A 19,343-nucleotide genomic window follows, 5' to 3' on the forward strand; every position below is an offset into this window, starting at 1 on the left:
GTTTGACCGGCATCAATTGCATCCGGAACGAGGTTGATTATTGGTCTCAATGGCGTAGATCACACACGCGAAATCCTCCGCCATGGCAATGGTGTCCGCCCCGTTTCAGGGCCGGGCAACGCTTTTGCCCTAAAACCGCAATTATTCGGAATATCGAAAATCATGAGCGCGTTTTACCGAGAGAAGGTTCTTTCCGTCCAGCACTGGACCGACACGCTGTTCAGCTTCCGCGCCACGCGCGATACCGGCTTCCGTTTCCAGAACGGCCAGTTCGCGATGATCGGCCTCGAGATCGACGGCCGTCCGCTGCTGCGCGCCTACAGCATGGCGAGCGCCAACCACGAGGAAGAGCTCGAATTCTTCTCGATCAAGGTTCAGGACGGCCCGCTGACCTCGCGTCTGCAGAAGATCAAGGAAGGTGACACCATCCTGGTCGGCCGCAAGGCGACCGGCACGCTGATCACCGATAACCTCCTTCCCGGCAAGCGGCTGATGCTGCTGTCGACCGGAACCGGCCTCGCGCCGTTCGCGAGCCTGATCAAGGACCCCGAGGTCTATGACCAGTTCGAGTCGATCGTGCTGGTGCATGGCTGCCGCCAGGTCTCCGAGCTCGCCTATGGCGAGAAGCTGGTTGCTTCCTTGCGCGAGGACGAGCTGTTCGGCGAGCTGCTCGCGGACAAGCTGATCTACTACCCGACCGTGACCCGCGAGCCGTTCAGGAACCGCGGCCGCATCACCGACCTCATCAACTCCGAGCAGATCTTCAACGATATCGGGCAGTCGCCCCTCGACATCGCCACCGACCGCATCATGATGTGCGGCAGCCCGGGGATGCTCGAAGAGCTGAAGGTGATGTTCGAAGGCCGCGACTTCATCGAAGGCAGCGGCAACAAGCCCGGCCATTTCGTGATCGAGAAGGCGTTCGTCGAGCGCTAAGCGCCGTCGTCCTCATGGTGTCGTCCTGGCCTAGTGCGCAATTGCGCACGGGGGCCAGGACCCATACCCACCGAGTGAAGTTTGGCGAAGACTGGCCGTCGTCAGTCTTCGCATGAACCCCGCTCGGGGGTTGACGGTTGCCGGTATGCGGCAGCGAGCTCAGAACATACCGTTCGGATTGGCCGCGTGCTCGGGAATGACCTGCAGCACATCCCAATGTTCAACGATCATCCCCCGGTCATCGAGCCGGAAGATATCGATTCCCGCGTAATCGTGGTCTCCGGGCCAGTGCTGGAAGCAATGAAGAACGACGTACTCGTTCTCTGCCACGACCCGCTTTATCTCGACTCGCTTGCCCGGCCACTCGCGAGCCATGCGCTCGAAATAATCAATGAAGCCCTTCTTTCCGGTCTCAACGTGCGGATTGTGCTGGATGTACTCGTCGCCAACGAAACGCGCGACGGCTTCGGCAGGCCGGCACGCGTTGAACATCAATTCGTAGAAGGCGATCACATTCGCCTTGTTGCGTTCCAGATCATGCACGACACGCTCCCTTGCGAGATCATTGCGACTAGGCGCGAGTGCTGTCAAAACGATGACGGGTGTAACCCGCCGAAATTCAGCCCGGGATGCGAGCAATGACCTTGATCTCGAAGTCGAACCCCGCGAGCCAATTGACGCCGATCGCCGTCCAATTCGGATAAGGCTCTTCTGGAAAGACCTCGCCCTTAACGGTCATGATCGTAGCGAACTGATTTTCCGGATCGGTGTGAAAGCTCGTCACGTCGACGATATCGTCGAATCCGCATCCACCCGCTTTCAGGGTCGCCTCAAGATTCGCAAACGCCAGACGGACCTGAGCCTCGAAATCCGGCTCGGGCGAGCCATCGCTGCGACTGCCGACCTGGCCGGAGACGAACAGGAGATCACCCGATCTGATCGCTGCGGAATAGGCGTGCGACTTGTAGAGGTCATGCCGACCGGCCGGGAAAACAGCATTGCGCTGGGTCATAAGAAGTTCTCCTGTTGTGGATGCCTTGAAGCGGCCGACGAGTTGAAGGCTGATGTTATGGCCTTTCTCTGGCGGCCCACCGAGTGCTGTGCCATCTCCGGGGGATCCGTCGCTGATGTTCGATCGGCTAGGGGCGTCAGGCCGTCGCTGGGGCATCTCTATTGGCGCTGGAAGCCGGAACGGGCTACTTCAGCCTCCGGGCGGAAAGCCTTCCATCCAGCCCCCCCCCTGCTGCACTGCAAAACCCGCCCATCGGGCTGATTGATTTATTTCGGCCGAATTCGCTAGCCTGAAACAAGGGCCGCGTCATATCCGTATGACAGGCAAGGGCGTATCGTACCGCCTCATGCTGGCGAGAGGATGGGAATCGTGGCCGACGACACCAAGACGCAGGACTTCTCCCAACACTCATCCCACAAACGCCTGCCGCTGGCGGAGGAGGGGATCATGGAGACCCTGCTGCTGCCATTCTCGCCGCGCTTCATCGTGCTGACGATCTGCGCGGTCGTCACCGCGCTCCTGATCGGTATCGGTATCGCCGACCGCAAGATCTTCGACATCCTGCTGGTGCCGATCCTGATCTTCGGCGCGCTGACGCTGCTCGGCGTCCGCGATCTCCTGCAGAAGAGCCACGCGGTGCTGCGCAACTATCCGATTTCGGCGCATATCCGCTTCCTGCTCGAAGAGATCCGCCCGGAGATGCGGCAATATTTCTTCGAGAGCGAGAAGGACGGCATGCCGTTCTCGCGCGACACCCGCGCGGTGGTCTATCAGCGCGCCAAGATGGAGCTCGACAAGCGTCCGTTCGGCACCCAGGAGGACGTCTACCGCCAGGGCTACGAGTGGATGCATCACTCGGTGTCGCCGAAGGCGCACGCGGAGGAGAAGTTCCGCATCAGCATCGGCGGGCCCGACTGCCAGAAGCCCTATTCGGCCTCGGTGTTCAACATTTCCGCGATGAGCTTTGGCGCGCTCAGCCCCAACGCAGTGCGCGCGCTCAATGCCGGCGCCAGGAAGGGCGGCTTCGCGCACGACACCGGCGAGGGCGGCGTCAGCCCCTATCACCGCGAGATGGGCGGCGACATCATCTGGGAGATCGGCTCCGGCTATTTCGGCTGCCGTCATCTCGACGGCACCTTCGATCCCGAGGCGTTCGCGCGCGTCGCCTGCGACGACCAGATCAAGATGGTCGAGCTCAAGGTCAGCCAGGGCGCCAAGCCCGGCCACGGCGGCGTGCTGCCGGCGGCAAAGGTCTCGGAGGAGATATCCAAGATCCGCGGCGTCGCGATGGGAGAGGACTGCATCTCGCCGGCTTCGCATCGCGCCTTCTCCACCCCGGCCGGCATGATGCAGTTCATCGCCGAGATGCGCCGCCTGTCGGGCGGCAAGCCGGCCGGCTTCAAGCTGTGCATCGGGCACCCCTGGGAATTCCTGGCGATCTGCAAGGCGATGCTTCAGACCGGCATCTATCCGGATTTCATCGTCGTCGACGGCAACGAAGGCGGCACCGGTGCGGCGCCGCTGGAATTCATGGACCATCTGGGCATGCCGATGCGCGAGGGCGTCAGTTTCGTCCACAACGCGCTGATCGGCATCAATGCGCGCGACCGCATCAAGATCGGTGCGTCCGGCAAGATCGCTACCGCCTTCGACATGGCGCGCGCGATGGCGATCGGCGCCGACTATTGCAACTCGGCGCGCGGCTTCATGTTCTCGCTCGGCTGCATCCAGTCGCTGAGCTGCCATACCGACCGCTGCCCGACCGGGGTGGCGACGCAGGACCCGACGCGCGCGCGTGCGCTTTACGTGCCGCTCAAGATCGACCGCGTGCACAATTATCACCACGCGACGCTGCATTCGCTGACCGAGCTGATCGCCGCGGCAGGCCTGGAGCATCCGCAGCAGCTGCGCCCGATTCACTTCACCCAGCGCACCTCGACCACCGATGTGAGATCCTTTGCGCAGCTCTATCCGGCGCTGCGTCCTGGCGAGCTGCTCGAAGGCACTGAAGACCCACGCTTCCGCGACGCCTGGCGGATGGCGCAGGCGGAAACGTTCCAGCCGGCGCTGTAAGGCATCGCTCGGCCCGTGGCGGCACCGGCCCGGCCCGCGCACATTCGCCGCGAGCGGAGCTGGCATTTAGGATTTTGTTCAACTTTGGGTGTAGATTGTGCCCATGGACGAACGGCGCGACAAGGCGAGACATCGCGTGCTGAAGGCCGGAACGATCGAGTTCGGCGGCGGCGCGATCGACTGCACCGTCCGCAACCTGTCCGACACCGGCGCCGCGCTCGACGTCACCAGCCCGGTCGGCATCCCCGATCATTTCACCCTGTTCGTCCAGGCCGAAGGAAAGCATCTCGCCTGCACCGTGGTCTGGCGCAAGGAGAAGCGGATCGGCGTGAGGTTCGGGTGAGGGTGAGAGCGAGTTGGCGCTATCGCTCAATTCACCCCGTCTCGACCTCACTCAACCGGCTCGCCAGGATCTTGTCGATCCGACGCCCGTCGAGATCGACCACCTCGATGTGCCAGCCGCCGAAGTCAAAGGCATCGCCGGTGTCGGGCAGCACGTTGAACTGTTGCAGCACCAGGCCCGCCACCGTGTTGTAGCGGTGCGGCGGCAATTCGACGCCGAGCAATTCGCCGAATTCGTCCACCGGCATCCAGCCCGAGATCAGCAGCGAATCGTCGGCGCGCCTGACAAAGGCGGGCTCCGGCGGTCCGGCCTCCGAATGGAAGGCGCCGACGATCGATTCGAGGATGTCGGCGGCCGTCACCATGCCTTCGAAGCCGCCATATTCGTCGTAGACGAAACCGACGTGGACCGGCGCAGCTTTCAGGATGGTCAGCACGTCGCGCGCGTCTGCCGACGCCGGGATGCCGGGCGCCTCGCGCACCAGCGCGCGCAGGTCCGGCGTGCGTTCGTTCATATAGGCGATCAGCAGGTCCTTGGCCTGGAGCACGCCGATCGGCTTGTCGCGGTCGCCGTCGGAGACGGGAAAGCGCGAATGCGGGCTCTTGGCGATGATTTCCCGGATGGCCGCCGGATCGTCGTTGAGGTCGATCTCGTCGACCTCCGTGCGCGGCGTCATCACTGCGCCGACCGGCCGGTCGCCGAGCCGCATCACGCCGGCGATCATCTCCTTCTCACCGGGCTCGAGCACGCCCGCGCTCTCGGCCTCGCTGACGAGGTGGTGGATCTCGTCCTCCGAGACCTTCTCCTCGGCCTTGCCGCCGCGGCCGAGCAGCGTGAGGATCAGCCTGCCCGAGAGATCGAGCAGAAAGACCAGCGGCAGCGAGACCTTCGCAAGCACGTGCATGGCGGGCGCGACCCTGACCGCGATGCTTTCGGGGTCGCGCAGCGCCACCTGCTTCGGCACCAGCTCACCGACGATCAGGGTGGCGTAGGTGATCAGCGTCACGACGATGCCGACGCCGACGATGTCGGCAATTCCCGCGGATAGACCGAGCTCGAGCAGCCATTGCGTCAGCCGCTGTCCGAGCGTCGCGCCGGAGAACGCGCCGGAGAGCACGCCGACCAGCGTGATGCCGATCTGCACCGTCGAGAGGAACTTGCCGGGATTGGCTGCCAGCGTCAGCGCCCGCTCGGCGCCGCGCACGCCCTTGGCGGCGAGCATCGACAACCGGGCCGGGCGGGACGAGACCACGGCCAGCTCCGACATGGACAAGAGGCCGTTGATGACGATCAGGACGACGACGATGACGAGTTCGACCGAGAGCATTGACGTTCCGAGGTAAGGGAGTGTGGCCGAATAGGACGGCACACGCCTTGATATAGGTATTCGGCGAAGAAATGCCGGCAATTTTGCCGCATTTGGCGCCCCGAGGGAACCGTGTGGGCGCTGGCTTCGATACGCTTGCGCGAGCTCCCGTGGAACTACGGGAATGCCGTTGCTTAACGGGCTCTTAGTGGCCGGCCGGCTAGGTTTTCGACATTGCAGAAATGTATTCGGGGGACCCCAGGGATGCGGATCGGGAAGCTTTTCGCGCTGTCGATGCTGACGGTGACGGTATTTGCAGTCATCCTCGGCGCCGAGGTGCTGATACCCCAGACGCGCATCTTCACGAACCGCTCCGACGCGATCAAGACTGTCGATGCCTTTGGTGCGACCCTGATGGTCAGTCAGCACGTCGCCGGCCTTCGCGCCCCCTATATCGGTCCGATCTTCCAGGAAGCGGCGGCGACGCCAGCCCAGATCGAAGCGGCCGGGAAGGCCGCGAAAGCCGCCGAGGCCGGCTTCGAGGCTGCAAGGCGCGCCATCCTGGTGCTGGATGACGGCGGAGCGATTGTCGAGAATCTCGACCGTGCCGCACGGCGGCTGAAGGAGGTCACCGCGGCGGCAGATCGCGCGATGAGCGTCCCCCTGGCGGCGCGCGATGGTGCTGTGATCAAGGGCTTTCTACCCGGTGTTGCCGAGGTCATCGGCAACATCGAACCGGTCATGAACCGGCTCGAAGCGACAGTCATCAACGCCGATTCCTCGCTCGCGGCGCTGTTGAGCCTGGCGCGGACGGCCCAGGACCTGCGCGTCGCGGCCGGCAGCCGAGCCGCCACGCTGTCCCCGGCGCTGTCCGCGAGCCGCCCGCTCACGGCGACCGAATTGTCGCTGATGGATCGCATGCAAGGCCGCGTGGAGGCCGACCGCGAGCGCATCGAGGCAGGCATCGACCAACTCGGAAATCCCTCCCGCGTCGCGACCGCGCTGAAGGCGGCAACGGAATCGTATTTTGGAAGAGCTGCGGCTGCCGTCGACAAGGAGATTCCCGCAGCCCGGAGTGACGGCAAGTACAGCAGCAATGCCGACGAACTGGCGAAGGTCATCGTGCCGGCCATCCAGATGTTCTACGGCGTGCGCGATGCCGCATTGGCCGAAGCTTCCGAGCGTGCCTCGGCCTCGCGCGATGGCGCACTGGCGATGCTCGCGCTCGCAGGCGTGGTGGTGCTGGCGCTGCTCGGGACTCTCGGTGGCGTGACCATGATGCTGCGCAGGCGCGTGGTGACGCCGCTCAGCCGGCTCGCGGACGTGATCGCAACGCTCGCTGCCGGACAGCACGACGTCGAGATTCCCGCGACGGGCCGCAATGACGAGATCGGCCAGGTGGCGGGCTCGCTGCAGCACTTCAAGGATTCACTGCTCGCCAAGAAGGCCGCCGACGAGGCGGCCGCGGTCGAGGCCGACGCGAAGCTGCGGCGCAGCCAGCGTATGGACCAGATCGCGCGCGATTTCGAAGCCATGATTGGCGACGTGATCAACACGGTGTCGTCGGCTTCCTCGGAGCTGGAAGTGTCCGCGGGAACGCTGACGAGCACGGCCGATCAATCGGAAAAGGTCACCGCGACCGTCGCGGCCGCTTCCGAACAGGCCTCCACCAACGTGCAGACCGTTGCCGCGGCGGCTGAGGAGATGGCCTCGTCGGTCGATGAGATCAGCCGGCAGGTGCAGGATTCCGCGCGCATCGCCGGCGAGGCGGTGCAGCAGGCCGGCCGGACCAACGATTATGTCGGCGAGCTCGCCAAGGCCGCGGGGCGGATCGGCGACGTCGTCGAGCTCATCAGCCAGATCGCGGGCCAGACCAATCTTCTGGCTCTCAACGCCACCATCGAGGCGGCGCGCGCCGGCGAGGCCGGCCGCGGCTTTGCGGTGGTCGCCTCCGAGGTCAAGGCGCTGGCCGAGCAGACCGCCAAGGCCACCGGCGAGATCAGCCAGCAGATCACGGGAATCCAGACCGCGACAGAGGACTCCGTCGGCGCCATCAGGTCGATCAGTGACACCATCTCCCGCATGTCCGAGATTGCATCCGCAATCGCCGCGGCGGTGGAGGAGCAGGGCGCAGCGACGCGGGAGATTTCCCGCAACGTGCAGCAGGCGGCCCGCGGCACCCAGCAGGTCTCCGCCAGCATCGTCGATGTGCAGCGCGGCGCAAGCCAGACCGGATCGGCCTCCTCCAACGTGCTCGCATCGGCCAGATCGCTGTCCGGCGATAGCAGCCGTCTCAAGGTCGAGGTCGGAAAGTTCCTGGATGCGATCCGGGCGGCGTAACAAGGTCGTTGTGGAAGGAAGCGGCGTCACCTAAGCTTGTAGCCCGGGGATGTCGCGGCCTCCCCGTGAAGTGGTGATCCCACGCAAGCGCTGCTCGCTGATTCATGGAGCGAGCAATGGACGGGATCGCAATCGAGCTTCCGCTTTTCCTGTTGGCCACCTTTGCCGGCGCGTTCGTCGCCGGCCTCTCCGGCTTTGCCTTCGGCCTGGTGGCGGCGTCGCTGTGGCTCTACGTGCTGACGCCGCTTCAGAGCGCGAGCCTCATCGTCGGCTTCGGCCTTCTGGTGCAGGGGTACTCGGTCTGGAAGCTGCGCGCGGCACTCAACTGGCGTCGGCTATGGCCGTTCATGGCCGGCGCCGTCTTTGGCGTGCCGGCCGGCGTGTCGCTTCTGACCTGGGCGGACCCCGGACGCGTCCGCATCGCGGTCGGAGCGATCCTGATCGGCTACAGCCTTTATGCGTTGCTCCGGCCGCAGCTCAAGGTCGCGACCAATGTGCCGCCGGCCGCCGACATCACGATCGGTTTCGTCAACGGCCTGCTCGGCGGGCTGACCGGCCTTGCCGGCATCATCATCACCATCTGGTGCAATCTGCGCGGCCTGCCCAAGGACGTCCAACGCGCGACGTTCCAGCCGGTCGCGGTCGCGGTGTTCGCCGTGGCGGCGCTGCTGCTGGGCGCCAAGGGAGCGCTCACGTTCGAGACGGCAAAGCTGTTCGCGCTCGGCCTGCCGTTCCTGTTTGGCGGCACGTGGCTCGGGCTCAAGCTGTTCGGCCGGATCGACGAGACCACGTTCCGCAGGATCGTGCTCGCGCTGCTGCTCGTCTCAGGCATCGCGCTGTTGTTCTGAGCCCCGCTCAGAACTCCCCGTGCAGCCGCCCGGAGATGACCGACACCGGTCCGCGATCGGCGTTATAGGCGGGGTTGACGATGAGCTGGTAGTCGGCGGTGAGGGTGAGATTCTTGTTCAGCGCATAGGCGTAATAGGTTTCGAGGATGCGCTCCTTGCGATAGTTGAGCGCACCGTCGCCGACCAGCACGCCGAGGCCGCCGGCGGCGAGGAAGTCCCGATAGTCCTGCGAAATCGCGTTGATCGCGCCGCCGACGCCGATCACGTCGTCAGGCCGGCCCCATTTCGTGCCCTTGATCGAAAGACCAGCCGACAGGCTGCGGTTGATGTCGGTGAAGGCGAGCGTTTCGCTCTTGCCGTCGTTCCAGCTCCAGCGGCCGAACAGTCCGACATCCTCGGTGATCGCCTGCTCGAGGTTGACGACATAGCCGACCTTGGTGCGGCCGCGCCGGGTCTGCGCAATGTCGAGATTGAGCGCGGGATTGTTCAACGTCTCGCGGAAGCTGCCCATGTTGGCGCTGTCGAGCCAGCCCATGGTCCTGAGCTTGCCGGGTTGGCCGAACAGCGAGAAGCGCGTCTCGAGCTCGATCACGTACTGGCCGCGTTCCCCGACCTTGGTGTCGAAATGATTTGAGTTGGGCTCTGCGACCATCAGGAAATAGCCGCCGCGCAGCGCCCATTGCTTCTGATTGAGCTCGGCGGTGACGCCGTAGGTGAGGCCGACCTTGTCGGCAGAATAGTCGAAGGCGCCGGGGGCCCAGATCGACCAGTTCATGAAATCCCTGCGAGTGTCCTTGGCGTAGGCATTGCCGTCGAACACGTCGACCACTGCGAACTTGCCGGCCTGCACCGTGAGACGGGACACGTCGACCTTCTGTCCCAACTGCAACTGGCCGCTGGCGAGTTCTTCCTGCTCGCCGCCGAAGCCGAAAGTCTGACGCACGAACAGTCGCGAAGTGTTGTAATGCGGATAGGGGAAGTTCGACTTCTGCGCTTCGCCGTTCGGGAAGCCGGCCGCGCCGACCGTGTCGTTCAGGCCAAATCCCTGGAGCAGCTCGGGATTGTAATAGACCTCGCCGCCGTCCCACAGCCGCGCGTTCAGGAACAGGCTGTTGCTCCAGGTCGCCTTGGCCTGCCTCGACGGTGAGAGAGAGTTCGTTCCGCTGTAGAGCGCGGGGAACGACGGATAGCCTTGCGGCAGATAGGTGCTCTGGCCGTGAATTTCCCAGCGATCCGATTCGGTGTCGATGAGCGAGCTGTTCGGGTTGTAGCCCGGCATGCCCGGCCAATCGATCTTGCGGTTGAGGCCGAGCCTGACCTGCTGAAAGTCGAGCGACGAAGAGCTGTATTGGGCCCCCGTGGAGAAGGCGACATTGGCGCCGTCGAAGCGGCTGTAGAGATATTCGAGCCGTGCGCTCCAATGCGGCGCGAAACCGTATTCGACGCCGGCACCCGCGATCCAGCCGGGCCGCGTGTTCAGGATTTTCGGGACTTCGGCGCCGGAGGCCGGCGTGTCGAAATAGCGCTCGCCCATCCAGGCAAAGCCGCCGGTGGCGTAAACCAGCCACGGACCGCTGGTATAGCCGACGCGGCCGCGCAGGCTGGCGGTGTAGTCCCATTGCTGCGTGACAGTGTTGGCGGGTGTCGTCAGGAAGGAGACGATCGAATTCGAGGTGATGTAGTTGGGGAACGTGAAATCGCCTTCGACGCCGACCAGCCAGCCGGAGTTGAGGCGGTAGTTGTAGCCCGCCTGCACGCCGCCGATCATGCCGCTGAAGACGCCGCTGTCGTTGATCCCTGTGCCGTCGTTCAGCGCGAACTGCGACGAGCCGCGGCCATAGCCGGCATGCGCACCGATATAGAGGCCGGTCCAGTCATAGACCGCTCTCAGCGCCGGCGCCTTCAGCGGCAGATCGGCCGCGCGCCCCGCGGCGGGAAAAGCCAGCACGCCCGAGGCAATCGCCGCGGCCGTTCGCAAGTATCTGTAACGGTGACTTCTCAACGTCAAAACGCACGCCCCCAAAACGCGAATGTGTCCCACCCGTCGCGATATCCCTGCCGATTCGCGGCGGCCCTGTCATCAGGTCTTGGTTGCTCGCGTCGTCGAGATGATCTCGATTCGACGCGATTTCGTCCCAAGTTCCCGAACCTGTCGCGAACCTTATTGCGATTAATTCGCAATAGCAACTGGTCAAGATTGGCGCACGGGATGGTTCGCACCGCTGTGTGACGGGGCTGCAACAAATTCCCGGCCCCCCAAAATGAATGACCCCGCCCGGGGGGACAGCCGGGCGGGGTCGGGGGCACGACACGGGGTGGATGAGGCGCCCGTGTCGGACGCAGGATCCACGTAAGATCGGCCTCAGGTACTCAGATCAGTAGCAGCTACGAACGCGGCCAACGTACTGGCCGAAAGCGTTGTACTGGGCGACCCAGCCGCAGCGGTGATAGCCGTAGTAATAGGGATCGTTGTTGGCGGCGATCGCGGAGCCGACGACGGCGGCGGTGGCGATGCCGGCACCAACACCCCAGACCCAACCGGGCTGCTTGGCTTCGGCCGAGGAGGTGGTGGACACGATGCTGCCGGTGACGGCGAGGGTCGCGAGAGCGAGAGCGGCAATCTTGGTCTTGATCGACATGTGAAACTCCATCCGGGGTTGAGGCGGTCCGTTGTGGTCCGCGTGCCCAGTTTGACGGAGGCTCCTCGCGTCCGGTTCGAATGCGGCAAATCCGCTCCCGGAGCGAGGAGTATTCGTGAATGATTCCAATAGGATGTTGGCTAGCCGAGAGGCCCCTCGCCGAGCCTGTTCACGTCGAAGTTATCGACCTCGCTCAGCAACTCGCAGAAAGCACGCGCGCCTTGATCGATGAGTTGCTCGCCCTTCGCCGCCACGGCCAATGTCGCATTGCCGACGGCGCCGCTGGCGTTGAGATCCTGCGCCTGCCAGGCGAACGGCGCCGGCCGCTGCGTCGACAGCCAGCGGTACTGCTGCTCCAGTGCGATGCTGCTCGCGGGAAAATCCGCGATGGCATCCTTGCGCACCTGATCGGGATAGCGCGCCAGCATGATCGAGGTCTCGACCGCGCCGCCATGAATGCCGTGGCGCACCTCGTCGGCCGGGAACAATGTGTCGGCGCCTGATAGCCGCGACCATGACGTGGTCACCACGAACAGTCTTTGATACGCGCGCAGATCCTGCGCGATCAGCATCATGGCCGCGCTGTTGCCACCATGGCTGGTGATGATGACGAGCTTCTTCACGCCGCGCCGCGCGACGTCCTCGCCGATCCCGGTCCATCGCTTCAGCGCGGTTTCAGTCGGCAGCGTCTGCGTGCCGGGATAGTCGATATGCTCGGTGGAAATCCCGACCGGTTCGACGGGAAGAAAACTGGCCGGAACGTTGTCGGGCAGAAGCTCGCGCACGCGCGCAAGATACGCGTCCGCGATCAGCACGTCGGTGGTAACAGGCAAATGCGGGCCGTGCTGCTCGGTCGCCGCCAGCGGCAGCACCGCGATCCATCGCGACGTCTCCGCGGGGGGCGCATCGGCCCAGCAGATTTCGGTCCAGTCGCGGGATGGCATCATTGAGTTTTCTTTGGAGGTTTCATTGCCCGAATTTGTCACGTAATTTGGGGTATCAGGGGACGCGGGCCCGGCCGGCTCGTGTCCCCTGACGTCATGCGGTTTTATCGCGTTGGCCTGCCACGAGCTAGACGCGATTATGCTGGAAGCGATCGACGGAGTGCCATTATGACCCCCTCTCATCTGCGCAGAGCGCTAACTGCGGGCCTGATGACCGCTCTGGTCTGGAGCGTCCCGGCGCGGGCCGAAACCCTGGACAAGGTCACCTTCGGCACCAATTGGGTCGCCGAGGCCGAGCACGGCGGCTTCTTCCAGGCGGTCGCCGACGGCACCTACAAGAAATACGGGCTCGACGTCACCATCGTTCCCGGCGGTCCGAACGAGAACAACCGGATGCTGCTGATCGCCGGCAAGATCGATTTCTTCATGGCCGCGAACACGCTGATGTCGTTCGACGCGGTCGCCAACAACGTCCCCGTCGTGACCATCGCCGCGATCTTCCAGAAGGATCCGCAGGTGATGCTGACGCAGCCGGATGCCAAGGTCGCCAAGATCGAGGATCTCAAGCCGCTGACGCTGTTCGTCTCCAAGGAGGGCATGGGCAGCTATTTCCAGTGGCTGAAGTCCGAATACGGCTTCAGCGAGAAGAACGTCCGCCCCTATAATTTCAATCCGCAACCCTTCATCGCCAATCCCAAGAGCGCGATGCAGGGCTACGTCACCTCCGAGCCGTTCGCGGTGGAGAAGGCCGCCGGCTTCAAGCCGAACGTGCTGCTGCTCGCCGATTACGGCTTCAACACCTATTCGACCCTGATCGAGACGCGCCGCGACGTGGTCGAGAAGAAGCCCGACCTGGTGCAGCGTTTCGTCGATGCCTCCATGATCGGCTGGTACAATTACATCTACCGCGACAATTCCGCCGGCAACGCCATGATCAAGAAGCTCAATCCGGAAATGACCGACGACCTGCTCGCCTATTCCGTCGCCAAGATGAAGGAGCATGGCATCGTCGATTCCGGCGACAGCCTGAAGAACGGCATCGGCGCGATGAGCGACGAGCGCTACACCTCCTTCTTCAACAAGATGGTCAAGGCCGGCGTCGTGAAGCCCGAACTCGACTTCCGCAAATCCTACACGCTGCGCTTCGTCAACAAGGGCGTCGGCGTCGAGCTGCGCCCGGGCAAGCCGTAGCGCAAGCTCGATGTCATCAGGCAAAACCTCGTCCGCGGCCGACGCCGGCCTGACGCATCTCGCCGTCAGCCTGCGCGGCGTGACGAAGACCTATGACAATGGCGTCATGGCGCTCGGCCCGTTCGACCTCACTGTCCGCAAGGGCGAGTTCATCTCGCTGCTGGGCCCGTCCGGTTGCGGCAAGTCGACGGTGCTGCGGTTGATCGCGGAGCTCAGCGCGCCGTCGTCAGGCATCGTGCGGGTGGCCCATCACGAGGGCGAGGTGCTGCCGGGGCACGGTATCGGCTTCGTGTTTCAGGAGCCGACCTTGATGCCCTGGACCAGCGTGCGCGAGAATGTGCGGCTGCCGCTGAAGCTCGCCGGCGTGCCGAAGGCGGAGGCGCGCGAGCGTGCCGACGCGGCGCTGGCCAGCGTCGGGCTCGCCGATTTCGCCGATGCCTTTCCGCGCGAGCTCTCCGGCGGCATGAAGATGCGGGTGTCGCTGGCGCGCGCGCTCGTCACCGATCCGGATATCCTTCTAATGGATGAGCCGTTCGCCGCGCTCGACGAGATCACGCGCTTCCGCCTCAACAATGATCTGCTCGCGCTGTGGCGCAGCCTCGGCAAGACCGTCATCTTCGTCACCCATTCGGTGTTCGAATCCGTCTATCTGTCGCAGCGCGTGGTGGTCATGACGGCGCGGCCCGGCCGCATCCAGGCCGACATCCGCATCGAGACGGTCGAGCCGCGCAGCGAGACGTTTCGCACCTCCGCCGCCTATTCCGATTATTGCCGGAAGGTGTCGGCCGCGCTGGCGCCATCCTATTCGGGGCAGTCGACGCTATGAGCGCGCAAGCTGCCGTCACCGCAAAACCGCGAGGCGCGCAACGCGCGATGCGCTTCGTGCTTCCCGTCATCGTGTTCGCGGCCGGCATCCTCGCCTGGGAACTCATGGTCCGCATCAAGGACATCCCGCCTTACGTGCTGCCGGCGCCCTCCGTCATCGTCCTGACGCTGATCAAGGACTGGGCGGTGCTGTCACAATCGCTTGCCACCACGCTTTTGACCACGCTCGAAGGTTTCGCCGCGGCCAGCATCGGCGGCATCGCGCTGGCGCTGTTGTTCAACCAGTCGAAATGGGTGGAGTATTCGCTGTTCCCCTATGCCATCGTCCTCCAGGTCACCCCGGTGATCGCGATCGCGCCATTGCTGCTGATCTACCTGGAGCAGCAGACCGCCGTCGTCGTCTGCGCCTTCATTGTCGCCTTTTTCCCTGTGCTGTCCAACACCACGCTCGGGCTGAATTCGGTCGATCGCAACCTTGCCGGCCTGTTCCAGCTCTATGGCGCCTCAAAGCCGCAGACACTGCGCTTTCTCAAGCTGCCCGCGGCGTTGCCCTACATTCTCGGCGGCCTGCGCATCGCAGGCGGCCTGTCGCTGATCGGCGCGGTCGTGGCCGAGATTGCGGCCGGAACGGCCGGTGCGGGCTCCGGGCTTGCCTACAGGATCGCCGAGTCGGGCTATCGATTGAACATACCCCGCATGTTCGCAGCGCTGCTTTTGTTGTCGCTGGCCGGGATTGTCATCTATGGGGTGCTGGCGGTAGTTTCCCACCTCGTTTTACGGCGCTGGCATGAGAGCGCGCTTGGAAAGGAAAACTGATGGCTGCCGGTTCGATTTCGTCCGAAAAGATCGACCTTCTGATTTATGGGCCGGTGCGGCCGATCCTCGAGAACGGGTTTTCCGACCATTTCGTCGTGCACAAGGCCGAGACGCACGGCGACCTCGAACGGCTGACGCCGGCGATCCGCGAGAAGATCCGCGGCGTGGCCGTGACCTATCACACCGTCCGTGCCGACAAGGGTTCGCTGTCGCAGCTGCCCAAGATCGAGATGGTGGCAAGCTTCGGCGTCGGCTACGACCACGTCGATGCCAAATACGCGGCCGAGCACGGCATCATCGTCACCAACACGCCCGACGTGCTGACCGAGGAGGTCGCCGACGTCGCGATGGGCCTTCTGATCTCCACCTTGCGCGAGTTCGTCAAGGCCGACCGCTATGTGCGCTCCGGGCTCTGGCAGACGCAGAACTATCCGCTCAGCGTCGGCTCGCTGCGCGACCGCAAGGTCGGCATCGTCGGCATGGGCCGGATCGGCCAGGCCATCGCGCGCCGGCTCGATGCCTCGCTGGTGCCGGTGGTTTACCACTCGCGCAATCCGTCCAAGGACGTCTCCTACAAGCACTATCCTGATCTGATCGAGATGGCGAAGGCGGTGGACACGCTGATGGTGATCGTGCCCGGCGGCGCCTCGACCAACAAGATGATCAATGCCGAGGTGCTGAAGGCGCTCGGCCCGCGTGGCGTGCTGGTCAACGTCGCGCGCGGCTCGGTGGTCGACGAACCGGCGCTTGTGCAGGCGCTCAAGTCCGGCACCATCCTGGCCGCCGGCCTCGACGTGTTCGCGGCCGAGCCGACCGTGCCGGATGAGCTCAAGACCATGCAGAACGTCGTGCTGCTGCCGCATATCGGCTCGGCCTCGGTGGTGACGCGCAACGCGATGGACCAGCTCGTGGTCGACAACCTCAAGTCCTGGTTCTCAGGCAAGGCGCCGTTGACGCCGGTTGCCGAAACGCCGTTCAAGGGGCGCTGATGAAAATTCTTCGGATCGTTGCATTCGCCGTCGCGGCCTCCTTGGCCGCGAACGGCGCTGCGCATGCGCAGGATGCAACGAGCCTGAAGAAAGAGATGCTCGGGCAGTGGGAGCTCTCGACCACCGAGCGCAGCAAGACCTGCGTCGTCACGATGAAGGGCGACGTTGCAGGGCAGGGCTTCAAGCTCGAGCTGGAGCCGGCCTGCAAGGCGGCGCTGCCCTTCACCAAGGACATCGTCGCCTGGAGCGTCAGGGGCCTCGACATCGTCCGTCTGCAGGATGCGAGCGGTGAAGCCGTGATTGACTTCACCGAGGTGGAGGCCGGCATCTTCGAAGGCCTGCGCCAGGGGGAGGGCGTCTACATTCTGCAGGATCTCGCCGCGGCGCGCTCGATGGCCAAGTCGATGGACCAGATGATCGGCGACTGGGCGATGGTGCGCGGCAACGGCCAGCCGGTCTGCGGGCTGACGCTGACCAATACGGAAGCCGGGCAGGACAATTTCCAGGTCTTCCTCAAGCCGAAATGCGACGCGGCCATCGCGCAGTTCAACCCGACGCAATGGCGGCTCGAGCGCGGCCAGATCATCCTGATGTCGAAATCGGGCAACGTCTGGCAGTTCGAAGCCGACGACAATGCGCAATGGCGGCGCGTCCCCGATACCGCCGATCCCCTGATCATGCTGCGGCAATAGGCGGCCCGACATTCGTTGCCGCCGAATGGCGCGACGCGAAGGCGGAACCTGCAGACAGGGCATCTCGTTGACGGAAGAGGCGATTTCGTTGGGAGATCCGGTATGGCCAAGCGCGTCCTCGCGATCGGCATCGAACCCGGCAGTGCCGACTACAGCGCATTCCCGCAGCTCACGCCGGAGCTCGTGCGAACCTACATCGAGGCGCAGCTGTTGCGCCTGCGCGATCTCGGCTTCGAGGTCACGAGCTGCCTGATCGATCTCGACGCCACCGCGGAAGCCGGCGTCACGGCGGCGCTGCGTGACGAGCGCTTCGACTGCGTCGTGGTCGGCGCCGGCCTGCGCGAGCCGAAGGAGCGCCTCGTGCTGTTCGAGAAGGTGCTCAACCTCGTCCACCGCCTGGCGCCTGATGCTGCGATCTGCTTCAACACCACGCCCGCCGATACCGTCGAGGCCGTGCAGCGCTGGGTCGAACCGTAACCTTCGGCCTGAGGCATCGCCCTGGCTGCGACAATTGGTCTGGCCCGGCGCCGTCCCGAGCGCTATGACTGGCGGCGTCAATCGGGAGGATTCGGGATGCTGCGAGCTGTTGGAATGGCGGTGTGTCTGACGGTTGCGATGGCGGTGCCGGTGCATGAGGCGGCGGCCCAGGATGCCATCGGCGGCGCGATCATCGGCGGCGTCGGCGGGGCGATCCTCGGTGGCGCGCTCGGCGGAGGCCGCGGTGCTGCCATCGGCGCCGTCGTCGGCGCCGGCACGGGCGCCGCGATCGCCTCCGAAGGCGAGCGCCGCCGCTCCGGCTACTACGCCTATCAGCGCGGCTGCTACATGCAGCGCCCCGATGGCCGCTACGTCCCAGTCGATCCGCGCTATTGCTACTGAGCGATCGGTTGACAGCCGGTCCCGCATGTCCCGCTGGCTGATTTCCTGGATCCTGGCCGTCAGTCTTGCCGTGGCCGGGTCCGCGCGCGCGCAACAGATTCCATCCGACGAACCCGCGTTTACGGCTTTCGTGGCCGAGCGCATTCGGACCGCGGTTCGTGACACGCCGGTCCTGATTAAGGGGCCTCTGACGCTTTCGATCGGCCCCCTGCAAGCCAACCTCGATCGCGTTTACGTCTTCTGCAAGGCAAATACGAACTCCTGTGGCAAGGAGATCGCGACCTATGTCGACGGGGTCGTGGCAACGGCCCGCAATCGGAGTGATCCTCCGACCAGAGCGGCTCTGCGCGTGGTCGTGCGTTCGACTGATTACATGCGCCGGGCGACCGCCGAGTTTGGGTCCCACGGCACGATTCCGACTCGGCCGCTCGTCGAGGAGTTGGTGATCGTTCCCGTGCTCGATTCGCCTCGCGCGATCCGGATGTTCAACGACAAGGATCGTGCCGCGCTCGGCTTGACTCAGGACCAGGCGTTCGAGATTGCAACTGCCAATCTGCGCAACAGTGTGAAGCCCTTGGCGAGCGTTGCGAAGCCGGTCCCGGCTGGCCAGATCGGCACGCTGGGCGGCGACTATTATCAGACCAGCCGCCTTGCCCTGATCGATAGCTGGGCTCCGCTGGCAAAAGCGCAGAACGGCATCCTGATCGTGGCGGCGCCGTCGGCGGATCTCGTCCTCTATATCGGAGATGACACAAGCGCCGGGATCGACGCATTGCGAACACTTGCCAAGAGCGCCATGGCGCGCGCGCCCAAACCGCTCTCCGGCGCGTTGCTCCGCTGGACGCCGAAGGGATGGCAGCCGGTACGGTGACTTGACTGAGCGCGTCCCGATCGGATCAGCAGCCGGTGCGCACCAGATAGAAGTGCTTTTCCAGGCGCGTGCCCGACACGCCACACATCCCGATTTCAGTCTTCGCGACCCTGTTCTTCCAGGATTGAGATTGCTCCGGAAGCAGAATCTCGTCGCTCTCATCGTAGACTACGCCATGCCCGATCGTGAACCCGCCCCAACGCCACATCGCGAAGCGTGGCTCGGCCGAGATTGGCAGCTTCGCCACATCTTCGAAATAGGCTTGGCGCGCAAGCAGGAAATGCAGTCGTTCGCCGGTCTCCATGGCCAACGGCCAGACGAGGCTCGCATTTGCAGTCATGATGATCGTGACGAGCGGCAGAATCGACAGCGAGAGCGTCCGCCGCATGAGACGTGCCTGCGCCGACGGAAACGCCATGATGATGGAGGCCAAGGCGGCCGCCGCCCAGGTCACCAACAGGATAGGAGCTCCCGCAAAGGCCACATCGAACGGGCTGGCCCAGATCAAGACGAGAGCGAGCGGGAAAGCGAGGGCCAGTGCAATCGGCCAGCGCGCAAGCCGATCCCTACAAGGGTCAGCTTCGGTCACGTTTGCAACACAAGCATGGGTGTTTTCGATGCGATCGCATGGTCTAGACG

At 64.3% G+C, this 19,343-nt stretch carries 20 protein-coding genes; 13 read left to right on the forward strand and 7 right to left on the reverse strand.

Annotated features, from left to right (window positions below; all coding sequences use genetic code 11):
- Positions 1-162 precede the first annotated feature (162 nt).
- Complete coding sequence (locus RAD10_RS26285) at positions 163-936, forward strand: ferredoxin--NADP reductase (RefSeq protein ID WP_091959787.1); 774 nt, start codon at positions 163-165, stop codon at positions 934-936.
- A gap of 159 nt (positions 937-1,095) precedes the next feature.
- Here RAD10_RS26285 and RAD10_RS26290 read toward each other — a convergent pair whose 3' ends face one another.
- Positions 1,096-1,479: a nuclear transport factor 2 family protein gene (locus tag RAD10_RS26290; protein ID WP_461619778.1), complete on the reverse strand. Its 384-nt coding sequence runs from the start codon at positions 1,477-1,479 to the stop codon at positions 1,096-1,098.
- Between the two features lie 76 nt (positions 1,480-1,555).
- Positions 1,556-1,948: a RidA family protein gene (locus RAD10_RS26295; protein ID WP_461619907.1), complete on the reverse strand. Its 393-nt coding sequence runs from the start codon at positions 1,946-1,948 to the stop codon at positions 1,556-1,558.
- Between the two features lie 360 nt (positions 1,949-2,308).
- Between RAD10_RS26295 and RAD10_RS26300 the strand changes: the two genes are divergently transcribed.
- Together RAD10_RS26300 and RAD10_RS26305 are read left to right on the forward strand one after the other, a co-directional pair.
- Positions 2,309-4,021, forward strand: a complete 1,713-nt coding sequence (locus RAD10_RS26300) for an FMN-binding glutamate synthase family protein (RefSeq protein ID WP_461619779.1) — start codon at positions 2,309-2,311, stop codon at positions 4,019-4,021.
- A 103-nt stretch (positions 4,022-4,124) separates the two neighbouring features.
- Entirely contained in the window at positions 4,125-4,364 is a 240-nt protein-coding gene (locus RAD10_RS26305) for a PilZ domain-containing protein (RefSeq protein WP_461619780.1), read from the forward strand.
- A 31-nt stretch (positions 4,365-4,395) separates the two neighbouring features.
- Here the strand turns inward: RAD10_RS26305 and RAD10_RS26310 are convergent, their stop codons facing one another.
- Positions 4,396-5,691 carry a hemolysin family protein gene (locus RAD10_RS26310; protein WP_028143820.1) on the reverse strand — a complete coding sequence of 432 codons (1,296 nt, stop codon included), beginning with the start codon at positions 5,689-5,691 and terminating at the stop codon, positions 4,396-4,398.
- 243 nt (positions 5,692-5,934) lie between these two features.
- Between RAD10_RS26310 and RAD10_RS26315 the strand changes: the two genes are divergently transcribed.
- Entirely contained in the window at positions 5,935-8,010 is a 2,076-nt protein-coding gene (locus tag RAD10_RS26315; RefSeq protein WP_461619781.1) for a methyl-accepting chemotaxis protein, read from the forward strand.
- A gap of 116 nt (positions 8,011-8,126) precedes the next feature.
- Entirely contained in the window at positions 8,127-8,858 is a 732-nt protein-coding gene (locus tag RAD10_RS26320; protein ID WP_461619782.1) for a sulfite exporter TauE/SafE family protein, read from the forward strand.
- A 7-nt stretch (positions 8,859-8,865) separates the two neighbouring features.
- On the opposite strand, the gene RAD10_RS26325 is transcribed toward RAD10_RS26320, so the two are convergent.
- The 3 genes from RAD10_RS26325 to RAD10_RS26335 form a co-directional block, all read right to left on the reverse strand.
- Complete coding sequence (locus RAD10_RS26325) at positions 8,866-10,836, reverse strand: carbohydrate porin (protein ID WP_461619783.1); 1,971 nt, start codon at positions 10,834-10,836, stop codon at positions 8,866-8,868.
- Between the two features lie 397 nt (positions 10,837-11,233).
- The gene (locus RAD10_RS26330) at positions 11,234-11,497 is read right to left on the reverse strand and encodes a hypothetical protein (RefSeq protein WP_028143817.1); all 264 of its coding nucleotides are present in this window, start codon (positions 11,495-11,497) and stop codon (positions 11,234-11,236) included.
- A gap of 140 nt (positions 11,498-11,637) precedes the next feature.
- Positions 11,638-12,444 carry a creatininase family protein gene (locus tag RAD10_RS26335; RefSeq protein ID WP_461619784.1) on the reverse strand — a complete coding sequence of 269 codons (807 nt, stop codon included), beginning with the start codon at positions 12,442-12,444 and terminating at the stop codon, positions 11,638-11,640.
- Positions 12,445-12,609: 165 nt separating this feature from the next.
- Here RAD10_RS26335 and RAD10_RS26340 point away from each other — a divergent pair, with 165 nt between their 5' ends.
- The 8 genes from RAD10_RS26340 (at position 12,610) to RAD10_RS26375 (ending at position 18,704) form a co-directional block, all read left to right on the forward strand.
- Positions 12,610-13,632, forward strand: a complete 1,023-nt coding sequence (locus RAD10_RS26340; RefSeq protein ID WP_461619785.1) for an ABC transporter substrate-binding protein — start codon at positions 12,610-12,612, stop codon at positions 13,630-13,632.
- 10 nt (positions 13,633-13,642) lie between these two features.
- Positions 13,643-14,458: an ABC transporter ATP-binding protein gene (locus RAD10_RS26345; RefSeq protein ID WP_461619786.1), complete on the forward strand. Its 816-nt coding sequence runs from the start codon at positions 13,643-13,645 to the stop codon at positions 14,456-14,458.
- Entirely contained in the window at positions 14,455-15,273 is an 819-nt protein-coding gene (locus RAD10_RS26350) for an ABC transporter permease (RefSeq protein WP_091959822.1), read from the forward strand. The genes RAD10_RS26345 and RAD10_RS26350 overlap by 4 nt, the downstream gene beginning before the upstream one ends.
- Positions 15,273-16,262, forward strand: a complete 990-nt coding sequence (locus tag RAD10_RS26355) for a 2-hydroxyacid dehydrogenase (protein ID WP_461619787.1) — start codon at positions 15,273-15,275, stop codon at positions 16,260-16,262. Before RAD10_RS26350 ends, RAD10_RS26355 begins: the two co-directional genes overlap by 1 nt.
- Entirely contained in the window at positions 16,262-16,954 is a 693-nt protein-coding gene (locus RAD10_RS26360; protein WP_461619788.1) for an AprI/Inh family metalloprotease inhibitor, read from the forward strand. The genes RAD10_RS26355 and RAD10_RS26360 overlap by 1 nt, the downstream gene beginning before the upstream one ends.
- 102 nt (positions 16,955-17,056) lie before the next feature.
- The gene (locus RAD10_RS26365) at positions 17,057-17,431 is read left to right on the forward strand and encodes a hypothetical protein (RefSeq protein ID WP_461619789.1); all 375 of its coding nucleotides are present in this window, start codon (positions 17,057-17,059) and stop codon (positions 17,429-17,431) included.
- Between the two features lie 96 nt (positions 17,432-17,527).
- Positions 17,528-17,833, forward strand: coding sequence for a hypothetical protein (locus RAD10_RS26370; protein WP_212247479.1), 306 nt, complete (start codon positions 17,528-17,530; stop codon positions 17,831-17,833).
- A gap of 25 nt (positions 17,834-17,858) precedes the next feature.
- Complete coding sequence (locus RAD10_RS26375) at positions 17,859-18,704, forward strand: DUF1444 domain-containing protein (RefSeq protein WP_461619790.1); 846 nt, start codon at positions 17,859-17,861, stop codon at positions 18,702-18,704.
- 25 nt (positions 18,705-18,729) lie between these two features.
- Here RAD10_RS26375 and RAD10_RS26380 read toward each other — a convergent pair whose 3' ends face one another.
- Complete coding sequence (locus RAD10_RS26380) at positions 18,730-19,212, reverse strand: hypothetical protein (protein WP_461619791.1); 483 nt, start codon at positions 19,210-19,212, stop codon at positions 18,730-18,732.
- Positions 19,213-19,343 lie beyond the last annotated feature (131 nt).

It is taken from the genome of Bradyrhizobium sp. 23AC (assembly GCF_054863025.1).